Here is a 17,371-nt window from a genome sequence, read left to right on the forward strand (position 1 = left end):
CGCCGGCCCCACCGGGCTGGCCGCGGCGACACATCGAGCAGTCCGACGAAGGACAGGTGCGGGTCCGGCTCACCGACCGAAGCACCGGCGAGACCAGCGCCGTGACCGCCGGGTACGTGCTCGGCTGCGACGGCGCGAACAGCCTGGCTCGCTCGACGATCGGCTCCACCATGCAGGATTTGGTCTTCACGCAACGCTGGCTGGTCGTCGACCTCGCCACCGACGCCGACCTGGCCCAGTGGGAGGGCGTGCATCAGGTCTGCGACCCGGTGCGTGCGGCCACCTACATGCGCATCGGCGAGCGCCGCTACCGCTGGGAGTTCCAGCTCCTCTCCGGTGAACGCGCGGAAGACTACCGCGACATGACCCGCCTGCACTCCCTCGTCCGACCCTGGACCGGCGACCTCCGCGCGGAGCAACTGGAGATCGTGCGCACGGCGGAGTACACCTTCCGCGCCCAGATCGCCGACCATTGGCGCGAGCAGCGGCTCTTCCTGCTCGGCGACGCCGCCCACCTCACGCCGCCCTTCATCGGCCAGGGCATGGGCGCGGGCCTGCGCGACGCCGCCAACCTCACCTGGAAGCTCGCCGCCGTCCTCGACGGCCGTCTCCCCGAACACGTGCTGGACAGCTACGAGGCGGAACGCAAGCCTCACGCCCGCTCGATGATCAACCTCGCCAAGCTGGTCGGCGCCGCGATGACCGCGGGCGGGGACACCGGCAGCGCCCTTCGCCGTCTGCTCGCACCCCGCCTGCACCGGCTGCCCGGTCTGAGCAACCGCATTCTCGACAGCCGGACCCCGGCCCTGCACCGGTCAGCCCTGGTCGACCGCGGACGGCTCGGGCTCGGCCTCGCGGGACGTCTGTGCCCCAACGCCCCGTTGCCGGACGGCCGACGCTTCGACGACCTGACCGCGGGCCGCTACGCGCTGGTCACCTCCGCAGCCGTCACCCCCGCACTGCGCTCCGAGATCCACGACCGCGGCGGTGTCCTGGTCACCGCCCCGCCCGGCACCGCCCTGCACCGCTGGCTCCGCAGTGGCCACACCGCGGCGGCACTGGTCCGCCCCGACGGCACCGTCCAACGCACCGCACCCGACCCGAAGGCCCTGTGCGGGCTCCTGCGCGCACCGAGCTCCTACGGGCGTTTTCGAGGGTGATCCTGTTTCAGTGCGAGGCGAGTTGACGGACGCGGCACGGGAGCGGAGTGGACCTCTGCTGCCGAAGCGGGGCGGACGTGGCCGTCCATGGCGTGACCACCGCCAGGTGGTCGACGGTGTGCTGTGGCGGCTGCGGACCGGGGCTCCCTGACGCGGTCTCCCTGACGCGGTCTCCCTGAGCGGTACGGGCCATGGCAGACCGTCTACGAGCGGTTCGCCCGCTGGGAAGTGGACGGGATCTGGGCGACGTTGCTGGAGCACCTCCAGGTTTGCGACGACACGGTGGGCCGGGTGGACTGGACGGTGTCAGTCGACTGTGACGGGCCGACCTCGCACGACACCGGCACGGGTACTGGGCGACAAAGCGTATGCCAGCTGGGCGACACGCCGCTTGCTGCGGCGCCGGGGGCATCGCTGCCACTTACTGATCGTTTCAGAATGAGGTTCGTAGGCGGCGGAGGCATATGAGGCTGCAGGCCAGTTCGAGCAGGCCCTGGTGGAGATCGGCGCGTCGCTCGTAGCGGATGCGGAGCCGTTTGAACTGGTGCAGCCAGGCGAAAGCGCGCTCGACCACCCAGCGCACCTTGCCCAGGCCGGATCCGTGGGCGACGCCGCGTCGGGCGATCAGCGGTTTGATGCCGCGTTTCCACAGCAGGCGGCGGTACTTGTCGAAGTCGTAGCCCCGGTCGGTGTACAGGCGTCGGGGCTTGCGGCGGGGGCGTCCCCGTCGGCCCCGGATCGGCGGGACGGCGTCAAGCAGCGGCAGGAGCTGGGTGACGTCATGGCGGTTGCCGCCGGTGAGCGTGACGGCGAGCGGGGTTCCGTGCCGGTCGACGATCAGGTGATGCTTGGAGCCGGGGCGGGCGCGGTCGACGGGCGAGGGGCCGACGTGATCCCCCCTTTGAGGGCCCGGACGTGCGATCCATCCACGGAGCAGTCATCCAGGTCCAACGAGTCCGCGCGGCGGAGTTCGGTCAGCAGTGCGGCGTGCAGGTGTGGCCAGACGCCGGCCTCGGTCCAGTCCCGCAGCCGGCGCCAGGCCGTGACTCCGGAGCAGCCCACGGTCTCGGCCGGGACGTCGCGCCAGGCGACGCCGGTCCGCAGGACGTACATGATGCCCGCGAGAGCCGCCCGGTCCGGAACGCGAAGCCGCCCGGGATACCGGCGGCGCCGTTCGGGAGCGGGTGGCAGCAGCGGGGCCACCCGCTCCCACAGGTCGTCAGCAACAAGATCATCACGCACCCGGACACCCTGCCGACCAAGATCGGCAAACACAAGGCTCGCAGCTCAACTCATTCTGAAACGCTCAGTTAGGGCGACCACGTTGGGCTTGGCGGCGAACGCTGTGGGCATGCGTTGTGGATTCAGAACGCAGCCCGCCTCGCTGCGTGCTGTCCTCGGGATGCGAGCATCCCCCAACCGAGGTGGCATTGATAGTAAAGGTGGCTACGTCACCGGGAGCTGACTCACCAGTTCCCTCCGCCGGGTCGGCGGTGCAGATCACTCGGCGATACACGCGGAGGATGAACATGAATGCCAGGTGGTGGGTGTCTGGAATCGTAACGCTGGCCGTTTTTTGCGTATTCACATGGCTCGCGGGCGCGTTTGCGCTACCAGCTCTGATGGAATCCTCACCGGAGCGGTGGGGGGTGGCATGTGGCGTCGGGCTGGCCCTCGCCGCCCTCGCGGCCCTATGGGGAGCGTCGTGGGCGAAACGGATGAGCCCCACAGTCCAACATCCCTCAGCTGAGGATAGGTCGATCAACGCCGGCGGGGATATCTCGGGAATCGCTTCCACCGGCGATGACACAACCAATACCCAGAGCCCATGAGTAGCCGACCTCGGTGGGGAAAAGATGAACCCCCCACGCCAGCATTGCCCTCCTCGAACACGGCGGTCGATCGGTCGATCAGCGCGGAAGGTGATATCTCGGGAATCGCTTCCACCGGCGACTATGCAACGAACGTGCTCTACCGTCCAGAACATGCCACGCTGCTGCCCCCAGGAGCATTCCGGCCTGCGGCGGAGGTCCAATCCGCACCTGGGCTGGCGAACTTTCCGAAGAAATCAGGGGTATTCGTAGGTCGGAACCATGCGCTGGCGGATCTGGACGGAGCTATGACCCGACCAGGCGGGGCGGTAATCCAGGCGGTACATGGTCTTGGCGGGATCGGCAAGAGTGCCCTTGCCGTTCATTGGGCGGTCAGCCGTGCCGCCGACTACAACCCAATTTGGTGGATTGCCGCCGACTCCCCGGCCGCCATCGACGCCGGGCTGGCCGCGCTTGCCGTCGCCCTACAACCGGCGATGTCCGGAGTCCTAGAGGTGCAGGAGCTGCGCGGATGGGCGGTACGGTGGCTTGCAGCCCACGACCAATGGCTCGTGATATTGGACAACGTTAGCAACCCCGGCGACGTCGAACCTTTGCTAGCCAACGCGCCTACCGGCCGCTACTTGATCACCAGTAGACGGGCTACCGGGTGGCACGGAATCGCGGAACAAATTCGCCTAGACGTCTTGGACCATGCAGAGGCAGTAGACCTCATCGCCAGAATTCTGACCCACCGCGGGCCGCACGACCTCGATGGCGCAGGGGACCTATGTACCGAGTTGGGATGCCTGCCACTAGCGATAGAACAGGCCGCTGCATACTGTGCGGAGGCAGGCGCCACCCCCCGCCGATACCTGGCTCTGCTGGCCGACTACCCAGTCACCATGTATAACGTGACTGCCGAAGGCGGGGATGCTGAGCGCACAATCGCCCGGATCTGGCATGTAACTCTGGATCGGCTGGCTTCTGTTCCTTTCGCTGAACACTTCCTGCGGATTCTGGCCTGGTATGCGCCAGATGGCATCCCTCTCTCTCTGCTAAATGGACTTGCGGAACCGCCGGCAATACTTCATGCGATCGGACGACTTGCCGCCTATAGCATGCTCACCGTGGACGGTGAGACCCTCGCGGTGCACCGACTAGTGCAGGCCGTTACACGCACTCCTGACCACGATGATCCACATCGCCAATCGCAGGACATCGAAAAGGCGTGGACGCAGGCAACCAAACAACTACTCCGGGGGCAGCCTCACGGGATGGGGCCGGAACGCTGGCCGGCATGGAGATCGTTCCTACCCCATGTGGATGCCCTCACATCATATTCGCGACCCGCCGTCGATACCTTCGAAATCGCCGAGCTTCTCTCCGACGCGGGAGCATTCCACTACTTTCAGTTTTCTTATGGTAGGGCGATCGAGTGCCTGGAGCGTGCTATATCTTCATATCGGCGTTCTGTGGGAAGCCTGCATCAGCGCACACTCGTCGCCCGCAATAACCTGGCCAGCGTCTACCTGGCTACAGGCCATGAGGGTAGAGCCATCACCATTCTGGAAAAGATTCTTGCCGCTCACGAACGCATCGCCGGTGAAAATCATCCTGAGTGCCTGACAACGCGTAATAATCTCGCCGCTGCCTATCGCGCGGCAGATAGGCTGAACGAGGCGATCCCCCTATACGAGAAGACCTATTTTGCGTTGAGTGAAACCTTGGGTCTCCATCGGTTCACGATGATGGCGGCGCATAATCTCGCCGCCGCCTACAGTGATACTGGGCATCGAGATGACCAGGCCATTCCCCTGTACGGGATACTTCTCGCAGTCCAGTGGCAGGATCTGGGAGGGAGTGACCCCGATACGCTTCGGACATGCCATAGCCTCGCGCTGCTTTATGATGCCGCGGATGATATGGACCGGGCCATCCCGCTGTATGAAATAGCATTTGCTGGTCGACGTCGACTGTTTGGTGATGACTATCCCGACACCTTGGATTCACGCAACCATCTCATAAGGGCCTACTATCGGAGAATTATGAGGAAGGCTACCTGAACCCCGCATCTCGGGAAATTCGCCTTGCCGAGTGCGAAGCGGCAATGAGGCATGGACGGCGACTGCCAGGTCCGCTGCTATGACGGCTGGCACTGGCCAAGTACCGCCGCCTGCTGTGGAAACGCGGCATCAAACCGCTGATCGCCCGACGCGGCGTCGCCCACGGATCCGGCCTGGGCAAGGTGCGCTGGGTGGTCGAGCGCGCTTTCGCCTGGCTGCACCAGTTCAAACGGCTCCGCATCCGCTACGAGCGACGCGCCGATCTCCACCAGGGCCTGCTCGAACTGGCCTGCAGCCTCATATGCCTCCGCCGCCTACGAACCTCATTCTGAAACGATCAGTTAGGGCCGGAAGCCTCGGGCCAAGGAAGGTCCCGAGGCTTCCCCCGCCCGAGGCCCTGGGAAGCGGACTGTTCTCAGAGCAGGCTAGCCAGCTGGGTGATCACGCCTCCGACGAGGGCGTGGAGCCCGACCACGGCTAGGCCCAAGAGCTGACCGACAATGGGCAAGAGCATCGCTGCACTCCTGTCGTATGAGCCGCTCATCATTGCGGCCTGGTGGCCGGATCAACGACGCCCCGTCCGGCCAGACACGCTCTACAGCAACGGCTGCCCGACGGGTTAGAGGCAGCCGGCTTGCCTCCTCGCCGGGCCCCGGTGCACCATCGGCCGATGTTCGAGTTGCTGCCCGGTGTCGGGGTCGCCCTGCCCGGCGACACGGGTACCCTGCGCTTCGGGTCGGACTGGCGGACGGCGGCCGGGGTCCTGGCGGGGCTCGGCCGCGTCCGGCCGCTGCCGGAAGCCTCCTGTACCCACACCGCCCGCTGGGGCGACGTCGAAGTGACCGCCCACGCGGGCCAGGCGGGCCGGGCCGCGGCCACGTCCGGCGAACTGCCGCTGCGTTCCGTCGTGCTGAGTCGCGGCGGGTCGGCGTCGGGCGTCCCGGGCGGCACACCCGTCGTCCTCGGAGACATCGACCTGTTCGGCTACCCGGCCGCCGAGGTGCTGGAGGCCCTCGGCGACCACCGGCCTCCAGAGTTGCAGATCCGGCCCGCTGACTGGCGTGGCTACCTGACGAGCGTCACCCTGCACACCATCCCGCCGCCCGCGCCGGCCGGCCGCCGTGCGAGGGCTGGGGCCGAGGCGGCCGAGGTCGAGCGCGCCCTGGCCGAACTCGAGCCGCTGTGGACCACGGAACGCGACCAGTGGCAGTTGCTGGAGGCCGGCGGCGGCCACCTGCCCTGCCACCGGGGGGATCCGCAGACCATGCTGATGATCTGCGACGAGGCTGTGGCCCGACGGGTCACAGCCGCGATGCTCGCGGCCGGCGTGGAGGTCGTCCCGGAGCAGCTCTGAGGCGGTCCGGCGCCCTCGGGTCTGGATGCCGCGGGCGGTTCGGGATGCGGCCGACCGGGGTGCAGGCGGTGTGGCGGGACCGGGAGGTGCGGGATGGACCCGTCCCGCACGGGTTCAGTCCGCAGGTCGTGCCGCGGCCCGGTGACTGGTTCCCCCGTGTCGGTGCCCCTGGCGTGACGGAGCCGAGAGGCACATGATCGCAGGCCGTGCCAAGAGCCCCTATGCCTTCCGGACAGCAGTTGCCGCACCGCGATCCGCAGACGGCCTGCCCCGGCGGCCCGCGTTCACGGCACGGCGAGGACGCCGTGCGTCCAGTCCTCGTGCTGCTGGCGGGGGCTGGTGGCCGCGAAGACGTAGGGGGCGCCGAGCAGCCGTAGTGCCGCCGCGTCCCACTCCTGGTGCGTCATCTTCGGCATGACCGCGGTCCGGCGTCGGTGACGCGCACTGCCTGCGGAGAACCCGACGGCCTCTACCCCCCCCGTCGGGGCTCTTCGAGGCCGGGCCCCTGGGGCATCCGGCGGTGTGGTGTCACGGTTCGCCGGTGCGCCGGATCAACCGCCCTGACCGGCGCTTCCGATCGGGCCGACCTTCACCGGGGAGCCGGAGCCGTCCGTGACGGGCAACGTGGCGGCGCCCGGCCAAGGAAGGGAGACCGTCTTCGTCTCGTTCGGCGGGGTCACCAGAACTCCCGTGACGCGGATACCGGAGCCACCCGACTTGTTGTACGGATAGTTGATGCCGAAGAACGTCGACTCCCCGGCCTTGACGATGGCCGAGGGGGCTTGCTCACCAGTGCGCTTCGCTGACAGTGACCCCGCGTTGGTCTTCAGATCGACGCCCGCGTACCCGGAAATCGCACAGCTGCGGCCACCCCGGTTCTTCAGCTCCACCACGACGGTGCCATCGGGGTCACCGTCGATGGTGCCGTCCTTCGCCGTGATCTCCAGATCGTCGGCGCGGCCGTCGCCCGCGCCCTCGCCGCCATGCTCCGCCATCCCGGCCCGTCCGGCGGCAAGGACAGGACTGGCATCTCCCTCGACGAGGTCTTCGCCCACCTGCGCATCTCGTCCGACGGGAACTGACGTCGCCCTGTCGGCTGTGTCACCGGCTGTATCGATCTCCGCTTCGTGCCCCGCTCGTCAGGGCAGGCGGGCGTGTTCGGCTCGGCTGGCGGCGATCCGCTCACGCGCGAGCGTACGGGCCCGCTTGGTGTCGCCGCCGCTGAGCCGGGCGAGGATCGTCGCGAGCGGTCTGATCCGGCCCCGACCGCCCCAGTGGCCCTCGGGGATCTCGGTGGGGAACACCCAGATCCGGCGGGCGTCACGCGGCCAGGCGTCGTTCTCGGCGTCCAGGATCGCCTCGGTGACCTCGGCGATGACGCTCGCACGCTTGCGCTCGTCGAGCTGGCCCTCGGGGACGGAGGGGACGACCTTGTAACGCGGCGCGTCCGCGGGTTCTCCGCCGATGTAGACGCCGGCCGGCCGGTGCAGCCAGAGCCAGGAGACGGAACGGACCACCGGGTCGGCGGGGTCGAATCCCTCGTTGCGGATGAGGATCTCGGTGATGCGGTTCAGCAGCGCCGCTTCGGCGTCCGGCTGGAGCGCGCCGTCGGGAATGTATACGTCGAGCATGGGCATGGCCGATCGATTCCCCTCTGGGTTTAGTTCTGCAACTCAGATGGGAGCCTATGAGGGCTGAGTACAGCTTGTAAACCCAGATGGATACACTCGTCCCATGGAGACGCGGCGAATCGACCCGGTGAACTGCTCGGTGGCGCGCGCCCTCTCGGTGGTGGGGGAGCGCTGGTCGCTGCTGATCGTCCGCGAAGCGCTGGACGGCGCGCGCCGGTTCGGGGAGTTCCACTCCCGCCTCGGGGTCGCCAGGAATCTCCTGGCGACCCGGCTCGACACCCTGGTGGCCGCGGGAGTGATGCGCCGCGTGCCGTATCAGGAGCCCGGGGACCGTCAGCGCTTCGCCTACGAACTCACCGAGCGGGGCTGGGCGTTGCGGCCCACGCTCGTGGCGCTGCTGGAATGGGGCGACGCATACCTCGCCGACCCGCAGGGCCCGTCGGTCATCGTCCGCCACCGGCCCGTCGACGACGCGAGCCCATGCGATGAGCCGGTCAAGGTCGTCCTCGAATGCACCGCTGGGCACAGCCACCTCGCCCCGGAAGACGTTTGCCGCACGCCCGGGCCGGGTGCGCGCTTCGTGGAAGGCTCCTGAAAACCCGGGATCGTACTTGCCGGGCTCATCGCGAGAAATGCGATCCAAATAGGGGAACCCACGCCTGTGTTACGAGGCAAAGGTTGCCTGACGTGGCACAGGGTGGGCCGTGCCCGGCCGGCACGGGCGTGGAGGACCTCGCTGTAGGACACGGCATTGTTCTCTGTTGTCGGGTTTGACCGCCGGTTTGACGAACCCGCCGGTAACCACTCGTCACCGGTGGAAGTCTGCTCGTTCCAACCAAGCGGTTGGAACGGTCGGTTCCCGGTTTGACTGACCCAGCGGCGAGACGCAGGCTGAATCAAGGAGGGGACGCTCCCATAGGCGCACCATGTGCGCACGGTGCGAACAGCAATGGCTCACGGGAAGGCCGCGTGACCATGACTCCACAAACAGACCCGAGTAAGCCGCACGTCGAACACGAGGACAAACCCTGGACCATCAACATCCCCGGGCATCCTCCACGCAGTGATTCACCCGAGTATGTGGCATCCCGCAAGCAGATGCACAAACTCGTGGACAGCTTGGACCACCCGTTCTACGGACCGGAACCAGTTGAGGACCACCACGGCGGCGGCCTCTGGGTCAAGGACGACCAGGGCTGGTTCATGGTCCGCAACATGGCCGGCATCGAGTGGTCCGCGCAGTTCTGCGCCGACCCCGCCAAGGTCGACCTGCTGCGCCAGAACGCGCGGCGGCTCTACGCGGGCTTCCCCGACGCCGTCGAGGAACTCGGCATCCGGGAACTGCTGGACACGCCCATCACGGACGCCGACGGCGTCCAGCGGTGGACCGATTCCATCTGCAACGCCAGCGTGCCCCTGGCCAAGAAGGACCACAGCGCCGAGCTGCCGAAGGGCGGCGGCGTCCACCACTACCCGAGTCCGATCACCGAGATCGGCTTCTTCAAGAGGGACGATTTCATCCTGTGGGTCACGGACGACGCGGGCGAACCGGTGGCCGTCGCCCCGGTGGACCGACGGGGTTCGGGGGACGGGCGTGTGAACGTCCTGTTCGCGTCCGAACAGTCCCCCCTCCACGCGGAACTGCACAAGGCCCAGGCCAAGGGCCAGGCACTGGTCCTCGACGCCGGCCATGCGGTGGCCCGGGCCGCCTTCGCGCGACAGGCCTGACCTGGTGGTGTCCGGGGACGCGGTGGCGGCGTCAATGGTGCGTGGCGTACTGGAAAATCAGTGAACCCTTTTCATCCTGGCTCTTGAAGGGTGAAACGTGCGGGTCAGGTGGGGTAACACAGCAGGGCCCCTCGTCGTTGGCGTGGTGACTTCACTCATCACACCGGCATCCGAGGGGCCCTGTTGGTTCCGTATTCTTCCATGCTTGATGTCCCGCATGAGCTCGTTGAGCATGTCGCGTGGCTGATCCATGCCCGTCGGCAGGAGCTGAAGTCGCCGTGGAGGAGACTGGGCTGCTTCAGGCAGGCCCTGCTGGTGCTCGCCCATCTGCGGAAGAATGAGACGTTCGCGCAGGTGGCGGGTGGCTTCGGCGTCTCCACGACGACAGCCTGGCGTTACGTGGACGAGACCATCAAGATCCTGGCCGCCTGGGCCCCGGGCCTGCGCGAGGCTCTCGCCGGCCTGGGTGAAGGAGACTTCGTCATCGTTGACGGCACCCTGATCCCGACCGACCGTATCGCCGCGGACGAGCCGTACTACAGCCAGAAACACCGCAAGCACGGGATGAACATCCAGGTCGTCGCCCGCCCGGACGGAACCCCGCTGTGGTTCTCCCGCGCGCTGCCCGGACGCACCCACGACCTCACCGCAGCCCGGGCCCACGGCATCCTCCAGACCTGTCTGACCAGGGAGATCCTCGTCCTGGCCGACCGGGCCTACCAGGGCGCCGGCGCCACCGTCCGCACCCCCTACTACGGCCATCGTGAACTCCCCGCCCACTACCAACGGTTCAACCGCGTCCACGCCAGACTCCGAGCGCCCGGCGAACGCGCCTTCGCCCAGCTGAAGCAATGGCGGATCTTCCGCAAGACCCGCTGCAGCACCAACCGCATCGGAACCATCGTCCAAGCCATCCATACCCTGCTGATCTGCGAAAACAGAGGATGAAAAAGGCTCAGTGACCCATCGTCAGGCGAAGCCGCGAGCGACCAGGTACGCGATCGACCAGGTACGCGACGAGGATCAGCGCGGGCAGGACCGGTGCCGTCTCGGCGGCCGGAAGCATCTCGGCGCCGACGTGGGTCATGGCCTCGCCGCCGACCCCCTCGAGCGCGATGTCACCGCTGATGCGGCCCGGGGAGGAGGTCTCCACGCTGACGTCCAGCCCGTCGGTACGTCACCCACAGGCCCAGCCGCATCGGGCCATCGCCCAGGTCGCCCACCGCTTAGCTCGACAAGTCCCCGTCGACGCCTTCCGCTCGACGCCTGCAACGAACCGGGCGGAAGTCAGTCGGCTTTCTCCTGGCCCTGCCAGGGGGTGCCGTTGTCGTTGGCATATCGCAGGGCGTCGTCGATGGCTCCGGCAGAGCGCTCCTCCCGGCCGTATCCGTAAATGCGTGGCGGCTCGTACGGGGTGCCATCGGGGTCGACGTAGGCCATCTTCGTCTTGATCTTGATCTCTTTCCGGCCGTACTGAGGGATGACGAACCCGCCGTAGCCGTACCGGAACTGCCGGCCGATCCGGTCGTACCAGTTCTGGAGCCCGGCGATCTGGATTCCCAGGTGTTGTACGTAGTTCTCTACTGCCGCTTGGTGGGGGCCGAAATCGGGGAGGCACTGCTGGAGGGACCATATTTCCTCCACGTCCCGGTTGTGCATGGCCACCACTTCGTCGACGGCCTGCTGGAGGCTCACCTGGCGGTGGTGGCGGACGCTCAGGATCTGGCTGACCACCTCGTTCTGCCCGAGGGCGAGTTCCTTGTGCAGGGAGCTGATGTCGTTCTGAAGGGCGATCACGCACGCCTGAAGGTCTCTGAGCCGCTGGACGACCGGATGGTTGAAGACGTCGCCCGGCAGCAGCACACCGGTCACCGGCTCAATCTGGTCGGCGAAAGGCCGCTGGCCGATGGAGTGCATGCGGATCATGCGGCAGCGGTGGATCGATGGGTAGATGCCCTGCCTGCGAAATGCGACCTCCTCCATCAGCCCGTAGTGGATGTACTGCCAGTGGCTGAGCGCCATCCGGTCGATCCAGAACTGCGGCACGTACCGGCGGAACTCCTCCCTTGCGGCGGCCAGCTGCCGCAGCAGGCCGAGTTCCCCTGGCCTGGGATCGTCACGACCGGTCATGACCTGATAGATGCGGTTTCGCAGCGGGGCGATCTCCTCCGCCGGGGTGAGGTCGAAGAAGTCGTCCATCAGCGTGATGTGGTTCATCCACCGGGCGGCCGGGCGCAGTCGGTCGATGTCGTTGGCGGTCGGGAACATATACGGGGTGACCCGGGAGAGAAGCTGCTTGCGGTAGCGTTCCCGGTCGGCCGGATCCGGGAAAACGTCCGCGTAGTCCTCGTCGTACCAGCGGAAGGTCTCCTCGTCGAGAGCGTCGGCCAGCGGGCTGTCGATGGTTGGCCACGGGTAGGTCAGGCGGGGGATGACGAGTTCCTCGCCGGTATCGGACTGGCCGGGGGCGGTCGGGCCTTGGTGGTCGGTGCTGGTCACGTCGGGTCCTTTCCGGCGGTGGCGCAGAGGGTGTCCTGGTCGGGGTAGTACTCGGGGTCGTAGCGGTGGATATGTTTGTCGACGCCTCGCCAGCCGGATATCACGAAACTGAAGTGGTGGATGTGCTGGGCGACCGGGTCCGACCATCTGCCGAAGTCCGGAAGGTCTCGCTGAAGGCGGACGAATTCGTCCAGTTCACGGTCGTGGATGCTGAACAGCTCCTCGCGGGCCTGGTCGATGCAGATGCGGTGGTGGTGCGCCAGGACGTTGATGAAGTTCACGTTCCCCATGCCGGTGCGCATGTCTTTGTCGTAGGACTGGAATTCGTTGAACCAGCCGGTGATCCGTACGGTGAGCGATTTCAGCCGCCGGACCACGGGGTGGTCGTGGATCCCCTCCGGCAGCACGGTGCCGGTCTCGATCTCCTTCAGGGCCAGAAACGGGTGGATCATCAGCGCCTTCTCCCGCATGGCCATGTACTCCTCGATGCCCGGGACGGTGTCGGCGGCGAGGTGTGTGGTCTCGGCTTCCAGGCCCTGGAAGTACAGGTCGAGGTCATCGGCCCACCGTGCCACCGAGGTGGGCGGGATGAAGGCGAGGGCTTCGGCGCGGATCTGCGCGATCGCCCGGGCGAGCGGCACCCCCGCCTCCTGCGGCGTGATCTCGCCCCGGGCGACGGCCACCGTCTGATGCCGCAGGTGCTGCACCTGGTCAGGGGAGGCGTGCTCGTACACGTCATCCTGGTAGAGGGAGAACAGCATCATCCGGGCCAGCGGGATCAGACGCTCCCAGGTCGCCGACGGAAAGAAGAACGCCGTCATGTAGGCGGTCCGGACCTGCTTGAACCCTTCGGCGATCTCGGGCGGCACGATGCCCGCCCACTCCTCGTCGATCCACACCCGGTCGGTGTGCTGCTGCAGCGCCTCGGCATGAGGGTTCATCAGGCTGGGAAACGGGTAACGCAGCCTGGCCATCGTGGTCGAATCCATCATGTCGTCCTCACCATGGCGTCGTTGACTTCGAGGGCCGCCCTCGGCGCGGTCGGGAAACCCCGGCGCGGTCCAGACCCGCTCGATCCGCGGGTGCCTCCTTGGCCATCGGCCCGCTCCGCCTGCAGATCGTTCGACGTCGTGTGACGTGCGGCCGCCGGCTGTACTGCGTGATCCTTGCGGTGGTGGTCATGACGTCCTCGCGGTTGCGGCGCCGGTGAGCTTGCGCAGGGCGGCGGTGGCGGCGGGCGGAAGCCGCGCGGCCTCCAGGACGCGCAGTGCCTGTGTGCGGCGGATGATGATCATGTGTTCCGCCTCGGCCCGGGCGCCGGTGGCGGTGAGCACCCGGCGGATGCGGTCGGCCCCGGCGTCGTCGAGGTCCGGGTTGCCGAGCAGCGCGTCCAGGATGTGCCGCTGGCTGGGAGTGGCGCGCTCAAGGGCCAGGGCCACCAGGACGGTGTGCTTGCCCTCGCGCAGGTCGTCCAGCGACGGCTTGCCGGTGATCTGCGGCTTGCCGAAGACACCAAGGAGGTCATCGCGGAGTTGGAAGGCCTCACCGACCGGCAAGGCAAAGGCGCTCAGCGCCTCGCGCACCGCAAGCGGGGCACCGGCCATGGCGGCGCCGATGTGCAGGGGCCGCTCAACGGTGTACTTGGCGGTCTTGTAACGCGCGATCCGCAGCGCGTACTCAACATCCCCGGTGGGGTGGCCGGCGGCGGTGACGTCCAGGTACTGGCCGTACATCACCTCACTGCGCATGACATCGATCAGCGGTAGCACGGCACCGAGTTGACGGGAGGTGAGGTCGACGGTGGGCAGCAGTTCGTCGGACCAGGCCAGTGCCAGGTCGCCGACGAGCACTGCCGTGCTGACCCCCAGGTGTCGGGCGGCCGTCATGCTCCGCCCCTCTCGGTGGTGCTGGGCGAGGCGGCGGTGGACGGTGGGGGCGCCGCGGCGGGTGGCGGCGCGGTCCATGACGTCGTCATGGATGAGAGCGAACGCGTGGAACATCTCCAGCGACGCGGCCGCTCGCACGATCGTGGTGGTGTCGCCGTGGCCGCCGGCGGCGCACCAGCCGCAGACGCACAGCAGCGGACGCAGGCGTTTGCCACCGGACGTAAGGAACCGTCGCAGGACGCTGATGGCCTCGGTGGGCATGCCCTCTGAGGCTGCGGCGCGCATTTTGCGGTCGAGGAAGCCGGTCAGGCAGGTATCGACGGCTTCTCTGGTCCCGGCGAGGTCCACCGCGGGAGTGAGGGGCGGTGTCGGGGCGCTCATGACGGTGTTTCCCCTTGATTGTCCTTGTGTCCGGCCAGGAGGAGGGTCTGACCCGGGCTGGTGGAAGAAGACCTTCGGCCGACCGGCACCACGGGGTCGCTGCCGGTCGGGCCCAGAGTCCGGCCAGAGCAACATGGTTGTCCACGAGAGGTGCGCTTTCCCCGGGTTGAACTCCGGACCATGCGTGTTGCTGCCGTAGCGGTTAATCAAAATGTCGATTCCGCTGTGCGTGCTCGCATGTGCCCAGGCCTACCAGTACCGTTCTTTTGCCGGGCCTAATTTGCGGGGTTTTGCCCCCGTGGGAAGTTCTACCGTCGGTGTCGACCTTGTTCCAGTGCGCAACATTCGCATCGCTGCAATCAGCAGGCTGCTGCCGAGTGCGGCCACACCCCGGCCCGGTGCCTCCGACGCTTGCAAGTGGAGCCAGGCAGGTTAGTAATTGTTATCCGGTGACCCAGAGCATGGGAACGCCTCATTCCCGCCAATCGCGTAGCGATGCCCCAGTAGTTGGTATTGAAAGTGACCGTTCGATAGGGGTGAGACTTGGCCGGCCGATGGAGGACGCGGCGCGCATCGCGGTGGAGACGGTGCGGGAGACGGAGACGTCGGTGGAGGAGGTCCGCTTCGTCTTCGCGGGCTGCTGTCCAACATCGCCGCCTGGGACGCGACGGGGCACAGCGACAACTGCGGCAACCCCGACTTCGCGGTACTCAGCGACACCACCTGCATCACCGAGGGCATCCACCACGGGCACTGACTCCTGGTCTCACTCCCGGCCTCAGAACCTGCCGGATCGCCGGGGGAAGTAGTCCTCGAGTACGCCTTCGCGGTGGACGTCGAGCGTGGCGCAGTGCAGTCCGCCGCCGAAGGGGGCCACGTCCCAGAACGGCACCGGGACGACCTCGAAGCCCAGCCGGTCGAGCTGTTCCATCTGTGCGGTCTCGCTCGCTTCCACGCAGACCGTCCCGGGGTCCAGCACCAGCACGTTCATCGACAGCCAGCGGCTGCACGCGGACAGGGGTGGCGGGGTCTGCCGCCCGGGGGTGGCGGCCCGGACGACCTGCCAGTCGTTGATCTTGAAGTACTGCAGCAGGTCCTCGTCGGCGGGCCGCTCGGCGCAGTGCAGCACGAGCCCCGGGCGGAGCGGCACCCAGGTGGCGTCGATGTGCATGGGGTGGAGGTTCTCGAACGTCACCCCGTGTACGCGGTGCTCCGGCAGGTGCTGCCGGAGCCAGCGGATCCCGGCCGCGTTCGTGGCGAGGGACTGCTGGACGAACAGGTCCTTGCCGCAGCGGGCGATGTCCGCGGCGTCGAAGAGCGGTTCGGCCTCGGTCAGCACGAGCTCCCCGGCCCTGACACGGGCGATCTGCTCCTCGTACGGCAGCGCGTCGTACTCGTCCCGGAAGCCCGGCCGGTAGGACGCCTCGGTCAGCCGGGGCTTGGGGGCCGCCTCCCAGCGCATGCCGGGGTCGGCGCGGTAGTAGGACTCGATCAGCGGCCGGTGTGCCAGGTACTCGAACCAGCGGCTGCGGAACGACATGGTCGCCTCCAGCAGCTCGTTCCCGATCACCACCAGGACGTCCCGGACCGGCATGGCACCGAACATGCTCTGCTGCGACCACTCAGGGGTGGCGACCGGCCGGCTGAAGTCCAGCGGCCGGGGCCGGTCGACCCGGATGCCGCGTGACTCGAGGACGTGGGCGAGGTTGTCCAGTTGCTCGTTGGCCGCCGCCGTCATCTCCTCGGGCAACGGCCCGTACGTGCCGAGTGGAAAGCCGTCCTCCGGCCAGTCACGGACGACCGCCGACTCGGGCGCCTGCACCATGGTGCCGTCCGCCCGGCCGACGACGACGTGCTTCAGCGGATCCCACTCGTTCCAGGAACCGACCTTCACCGATCCTCCCCTTGGGGGCGCCGTGTACGGCCCGCTCTCCGAAAGCGGGAAGCGGCGAGGAGACACAGTCTGGCGTCTCCCCGGCCGCGGTACGAGGGGACAGGCCGGGGCGCGTGAGGTGCTGTCCGGAGAGCGCGTGCCCTCTCCGGACAGGCGGGCATCAGGGACGGAGCAGTACGCCCACGGTGCCGAACGCGTACGAGGCCCGGTACAGCTCGTCGCCCCGGAAGGCGGCGACGTAGCCGTTGGTCCGCGTGCCCGCGCTCCTGACGTACTTCGAACTGACCCGGGCGCACGGCCTCAGCCCTTTCCGGGCGGCCCGGCGCACCAAAGCCCCCGGCGGCGGCGCCCACCTGATGCGCACCGGCCTCCTCTGCATCGCCGCCGGCCTTCTCACGGGAAGCCTCGGCGGCGGCAGGCCCACACCCCTGTGGCTGAACGCCGGCTCCTGCGCCCTGACCGGCTGCGGCCTGGGCCTGGCCAACGGCGCCGCGATGACGACGGTCGCCATGGGCACATCAGGCGCCACGGGCGCCACGGGCACACCCCCACACCTGGCACTCTGCTCGGCGGCCCCGGCCCTCGCCCTGACCGCCGTCGCCCTCACCCGCCGTGGCGGGGGACTGGCGCCTCTTCTCCCCTCGGGGGTTCGGGCGCTGACGCTTTCGGCGAGCGGGCGTGCGAAGCGTTCGCCGCGCGGGTGGGATGACCGATGGGGATGGCCCGGAATTCCCCCGGACCGCGCTACCGCGCTGCGCTTTTGATGGGGAGTCATGTGTCGCGGCCCTCTTCCGGCGAAAGGCGTCCGCGTCCGAAACGGTCGGATTCCCGTAGAAGTCCGCAAGATTTCTGCGGGTCAGCCGCAGGAAATTGAATTTTTGACCGTCCTTTTCGGGAATTTCGTCGGTTGACAAGGTTGGCCACTACATCGGAAGGTGAACGCATTCACTGGGGCGGCAAA

At 67.6% G+C, this 17,371-nt stretch carries 15 protein-coding genes and 4 pseudogenes; 10 read left to right on the plus strand and 9 right to left on the minus strand.

The window, feature by feature from the left end; all coding sequences use genetic code 11:
• Window positions 1–32 precede the first annotated feature (32 nt).
• Entirely contained in the window at window positions 33–1,160 is a 1,128-nt protein-coding gene (locus EKH77_RS30665) for a bifunctional 3-(3-hydroxy-phenyl)propionate/3-hydroxycinnamic acid hydroxylase (RefSeq protein WP_276319269.1), read from the plus strand.
• A gap of 10 nt (window positions 1,161–1,170) precedes the next feature.
• Window positions 1,171–1,479 (plus strand): annotated as a pseudogene (locus tag EKH77_RS30670) (transposase); the annotation flags it as partial.
• Window positions 1,480–1,593: 114 nt separating this feature from the next.
• Here the strand turns inward: EKH77_RS30670 and EKH77_RS30675 are convergent.
• A protein-coding gene (locus EKH77_RS30675) for an IS5 family transposase (RefSeq protein ID WP_126917459.1) occupies window positions 1,594–2,402 on the minus strand; the annotation gives its coding sequence in 2 pieces (ribosomal slippage) (window positions 1,594–2,063 and window positions 2,063–2,402; 810 coding nt in all).
• 724 nt (window positions 2,403–3,126) lie between these two features.
• Here EKH77_RS30675 and EKH77_RS30680 point away from each other — a divergent pair.
• The 3 genes and pseudogenes from EKH77_RS30680 (at window position 3,127) to EKH77_RS30690 (ending at window position 6,391) form a co-directional block, all read left to right on the plus strand.
• Window positions 3,127–5,037 carry a tetratricopeptide repeat protein gene (locus EKH77_RS30680; protein WP_164737914.1) on the plus strand — a complete coding sequence of 637 codons (1,911 nt, stop codon included), beginning with the start codon at window positions 3,127–3,129 and terminating at the stop codon, window positions 5,035–5,037.
• Window positions 5,038–5,138: 101 nt separating this feature from the next.
• Window positions 5,139–5,369 (plus strand): annotated as a pseudogene (locus EKH77_RS30685) (transposase); the annotation flags it as partial.
• A 338-nt stretch (window positions 5,370–5,707) separates the two neighbouring features.
• Window positions 5,708–6,391 (plus strand): hypothetical protein, encoded by a 684-nt coding sequence (locus EKH77_RS30690; RefSeq protein WP_126917461.1) that lies wholly within the window; start codon window positions 5,708–5,710, stop codon window positions 6,389–6,391.
• 284 nt (window positions 6,392–6,675) lie between these two features.
• On the opposite strand, the gene EKH77_RS34480 is transcribed toward EKH77_RS30690, so the two are convergent.
• From EKH77_RS34480 to EKH77_RS30700, 3 genes are all read right to left on the minus strand, one after another.
• Window positions 6,676–6,807, minus strand: coding sequence for a hypothetical protein (locus tag EKH77_RS34480; RefSeq protein WP_276319248.1), 132 nt, complete (start codon window positions 6,805–6,807; stop codon window positions 6,676–6,678).
• Between the two features lie 135 nt (window positions 6,808–6,942).
• Window positions 6,943–7,509: a DUF4232 domain-containing protein gene (locus tag EKH77_RS30695; RefSeq protein ID WP_430981038.1), complete on the minus strand. Its 567-nt coding sequence runs from the start codon at window positions 7,507–7,509 to the stop codon at window positions 6,943–6,945.
• Window positions 7,510–7,530: 21 nt separating this feature from the next.
• Complete coding sequence (locus tag EKH77_RS30700; RefSeq protein WP_126917463.1) at window positions 7,531–8,028, minus strand: Tautomerase enzyme; 498 nt, start codon at window positions 8,026–8,028, stop codon at window positions 7,531–7,533.
• 97 nt (window positions 8,029–8,125) lie between these two features.
• Here EKH77_RS30700 and EKH77_RS30705 point away from each other — a divergent pair, with 97 nt between their 5' ends.
• The 3 genes and pseudogenes from EKH77_RS30705 (at window position 8,126) to EKH77_RS30715 (ending at window position 10,698) form a co-directional block, all read left to right on the plus strand.
• Complete coding sequence (locus tag EKH77_RS30705) at window positions 8,126–8,617, plus strand: winged helix-turn-helix transcriptional regulator (protein WP_126917464.1); 492 nt, start codon at window positions 8,126–8,128, stop codon at window positions 8,615–8,617.
• 269 nt (window positions 8,618–8,886) lie between these two features.
• A complete protein-coding gene (locus tag EKH77_RS30710; protein ID WP_346429089.1) occupies window positions 8,887–9,750 on the plus strand; it encodes a DUF6424 family protein in 864 nt (287 codons plus the stop codon).
• A 142-nt stretch (window positions 9,751–9,892) separates the two neighbouring features.
• Window positions 9,893–10,698: pseudogene (locus tag EKH77_RS30715) on the plus strand (transposase family protein).
• A gap of 7 nt (window positions 10,699–10,705) precedes the next feature.
• On the opposite strand, the gene EKH77_RS30720 reads toward EKH77_RS30715, so the two are convergent.
• The 4 genes from EKH77_RS30720 to EKH77_RS30735 all read right to left on the minus strand — a co-directional run bounded on the left by EKH77_RS30720 (window position 10,706) and on the right by EKH77_RS30735 (window position 14,516).
• Window positions 10,706–10,903 carry a hypothetical protein gene (locus tag EKH77_RS30720; RefSeq protein ID WP_126917467.1) on the minus strand — a complete coding sequence of 66 codons (198 nt, stop codon included), beginning with the start codon at window positions 10,901–10,903 and terminating at the stop codon, window positions 10,706–10,708.
• A 134-nt stretch (window positions 10,904–11,037) separates the two neighbouring features.
• Window positions 11,038–12,249 (minus strand): terpene synthase family protein, encoded by a 1,212-nt coding sequence (locus EKH77_RS30725; protein WP_126917468.1) that lies wholly within the window; start codon window positions 12,247–12,249, stop codon window positions 11,038–11,040.
• On the minus strand, window positions 12,246–13,241 hold the full coding sequence (locus EKH77_RS30730) for a terpene synthase family protein (RefSeq protein WP_240667629.1): 996 nt from the start codon (window positions 13,239–13,241) through the stop codon (window positions 12,246–12,248). The genes EKH77_RS30725 and EKH77_RS30730 overlap by 4 nt, the downstream gene beginning before the upstream one ends.
• Window positions 13,242–13,427: 186 nt before the next feature.
• Window positions 13,428–14,516 carry a polyprenyl synthetase family protein gene (locus EKH77_RS30735; RefSeq protein WP_126917469.1) on the minus strand — a complete coding sequence of 363 codons (1,089 nt, stop codon included), beginning with the start codon at window positions 14,514–14,516 and terminating at the stop codon, window positions 13,428–13,430.
• Window positions 14,517–15,061: 545 nt separating this feature from the next.
• Here EKH77_RS30735 and EKH77_RS34905 point away from each other — a divergent pair.
• Window positions 15,062–15,145, plus strand: a pseudogene (locus tag EKH77_RS34905) (O-acetyl-ADP-ribose deacetylase); the annotation flags it as partial.
• Between the two features lie 149 nt (window positions 15,146–15,294).
• Here EKH77_RS34905 and EKH77_RS30745 read toward each other — a convergent pair.
• Complete coding sequence (locus tag EKH77_RS30745) at window positions 15,295–16,410, minus strand: serine/threonine protein kinase (protein ID WP_164737916.1); 1,116 nt, start codon at window positions 16,408–16,410, stop codon at window positions 15,295–15,297.
• 254 nt (window positions 16,411–16,664) lie between these two features.
• Here EKH77_RS30745 and EKH77_RS30750 point away from each other — a divergent pair, with 254 nt between their 5' ends.
• A complete protein-coding gene (locus EKH77_RS30750) occupies window positions 16,665–17,174 on the plus strand; it encodes a hypothetical protein (RefSeq protein WP_126917471.1) in 510 nt (169 codons plus the stop codon).
• Window positions 17,175–17,371: the final 197 nt, after the last annotated feature.

It is taken from the genome of Streptomyces luteoverticillatus, from assembly GCF_003970715.1.
In the GTDB taxonomy this organism is placed as follows: Bacteria; Actinomycetota; Actinomycetes; order Streptomycetales; family Streptomycetaceae; genus Streptomyces; species Streptomyces abikoensis.

Excerpts from the sequence above, each read along its gene's own strand:
- EKH77_RS30730 (WP_240667629.1), bottom strand. The coding sequence starts at position 13,241 with ATGATGGATTCGACCACGATGGCCAGGCTGCGTTACCCGTTTCCCAGC.
- EKH77_RS30705 (WP_126917464.1), top strand. The coding sequence starts at position 8,126 with ATGGAGACGCGGCGAATCGACCCGGTGAACTGCTCGGTGGCGCGCGCC.
- EKH77_RS34480 (WP_276319248.1), bottom strand. The coding sequence starts at position 6,807 with ATGCCGAAGATGACGCACCAGGAGTGGGACGCGGCGGCACTACGGCTG.
- EKH77_RS30700 (WP_126917463.1), bottom strand. The coding sequence starts at position 8,028 with ATGCCCATGCTCGACGTATACATTCCCGACGGCGCGCTCCAGCCGGAC.
- EKH77_RS30735 (WP_126917469.1), bottom strand. The coding sequence starts at position 14,516 with ATGAGCGCCCCGACACCGCCCCTCACTCCCGCGGTGGACCTCGCCGGG.
- EKH77_RS30690 (WP_126917461.1), top strand. The coding sequence starts at position 5,708 with ATGTTCGAGTTGCTGCCCGGTGTCGGGGTCGCCCTGCCCGGCGACACG.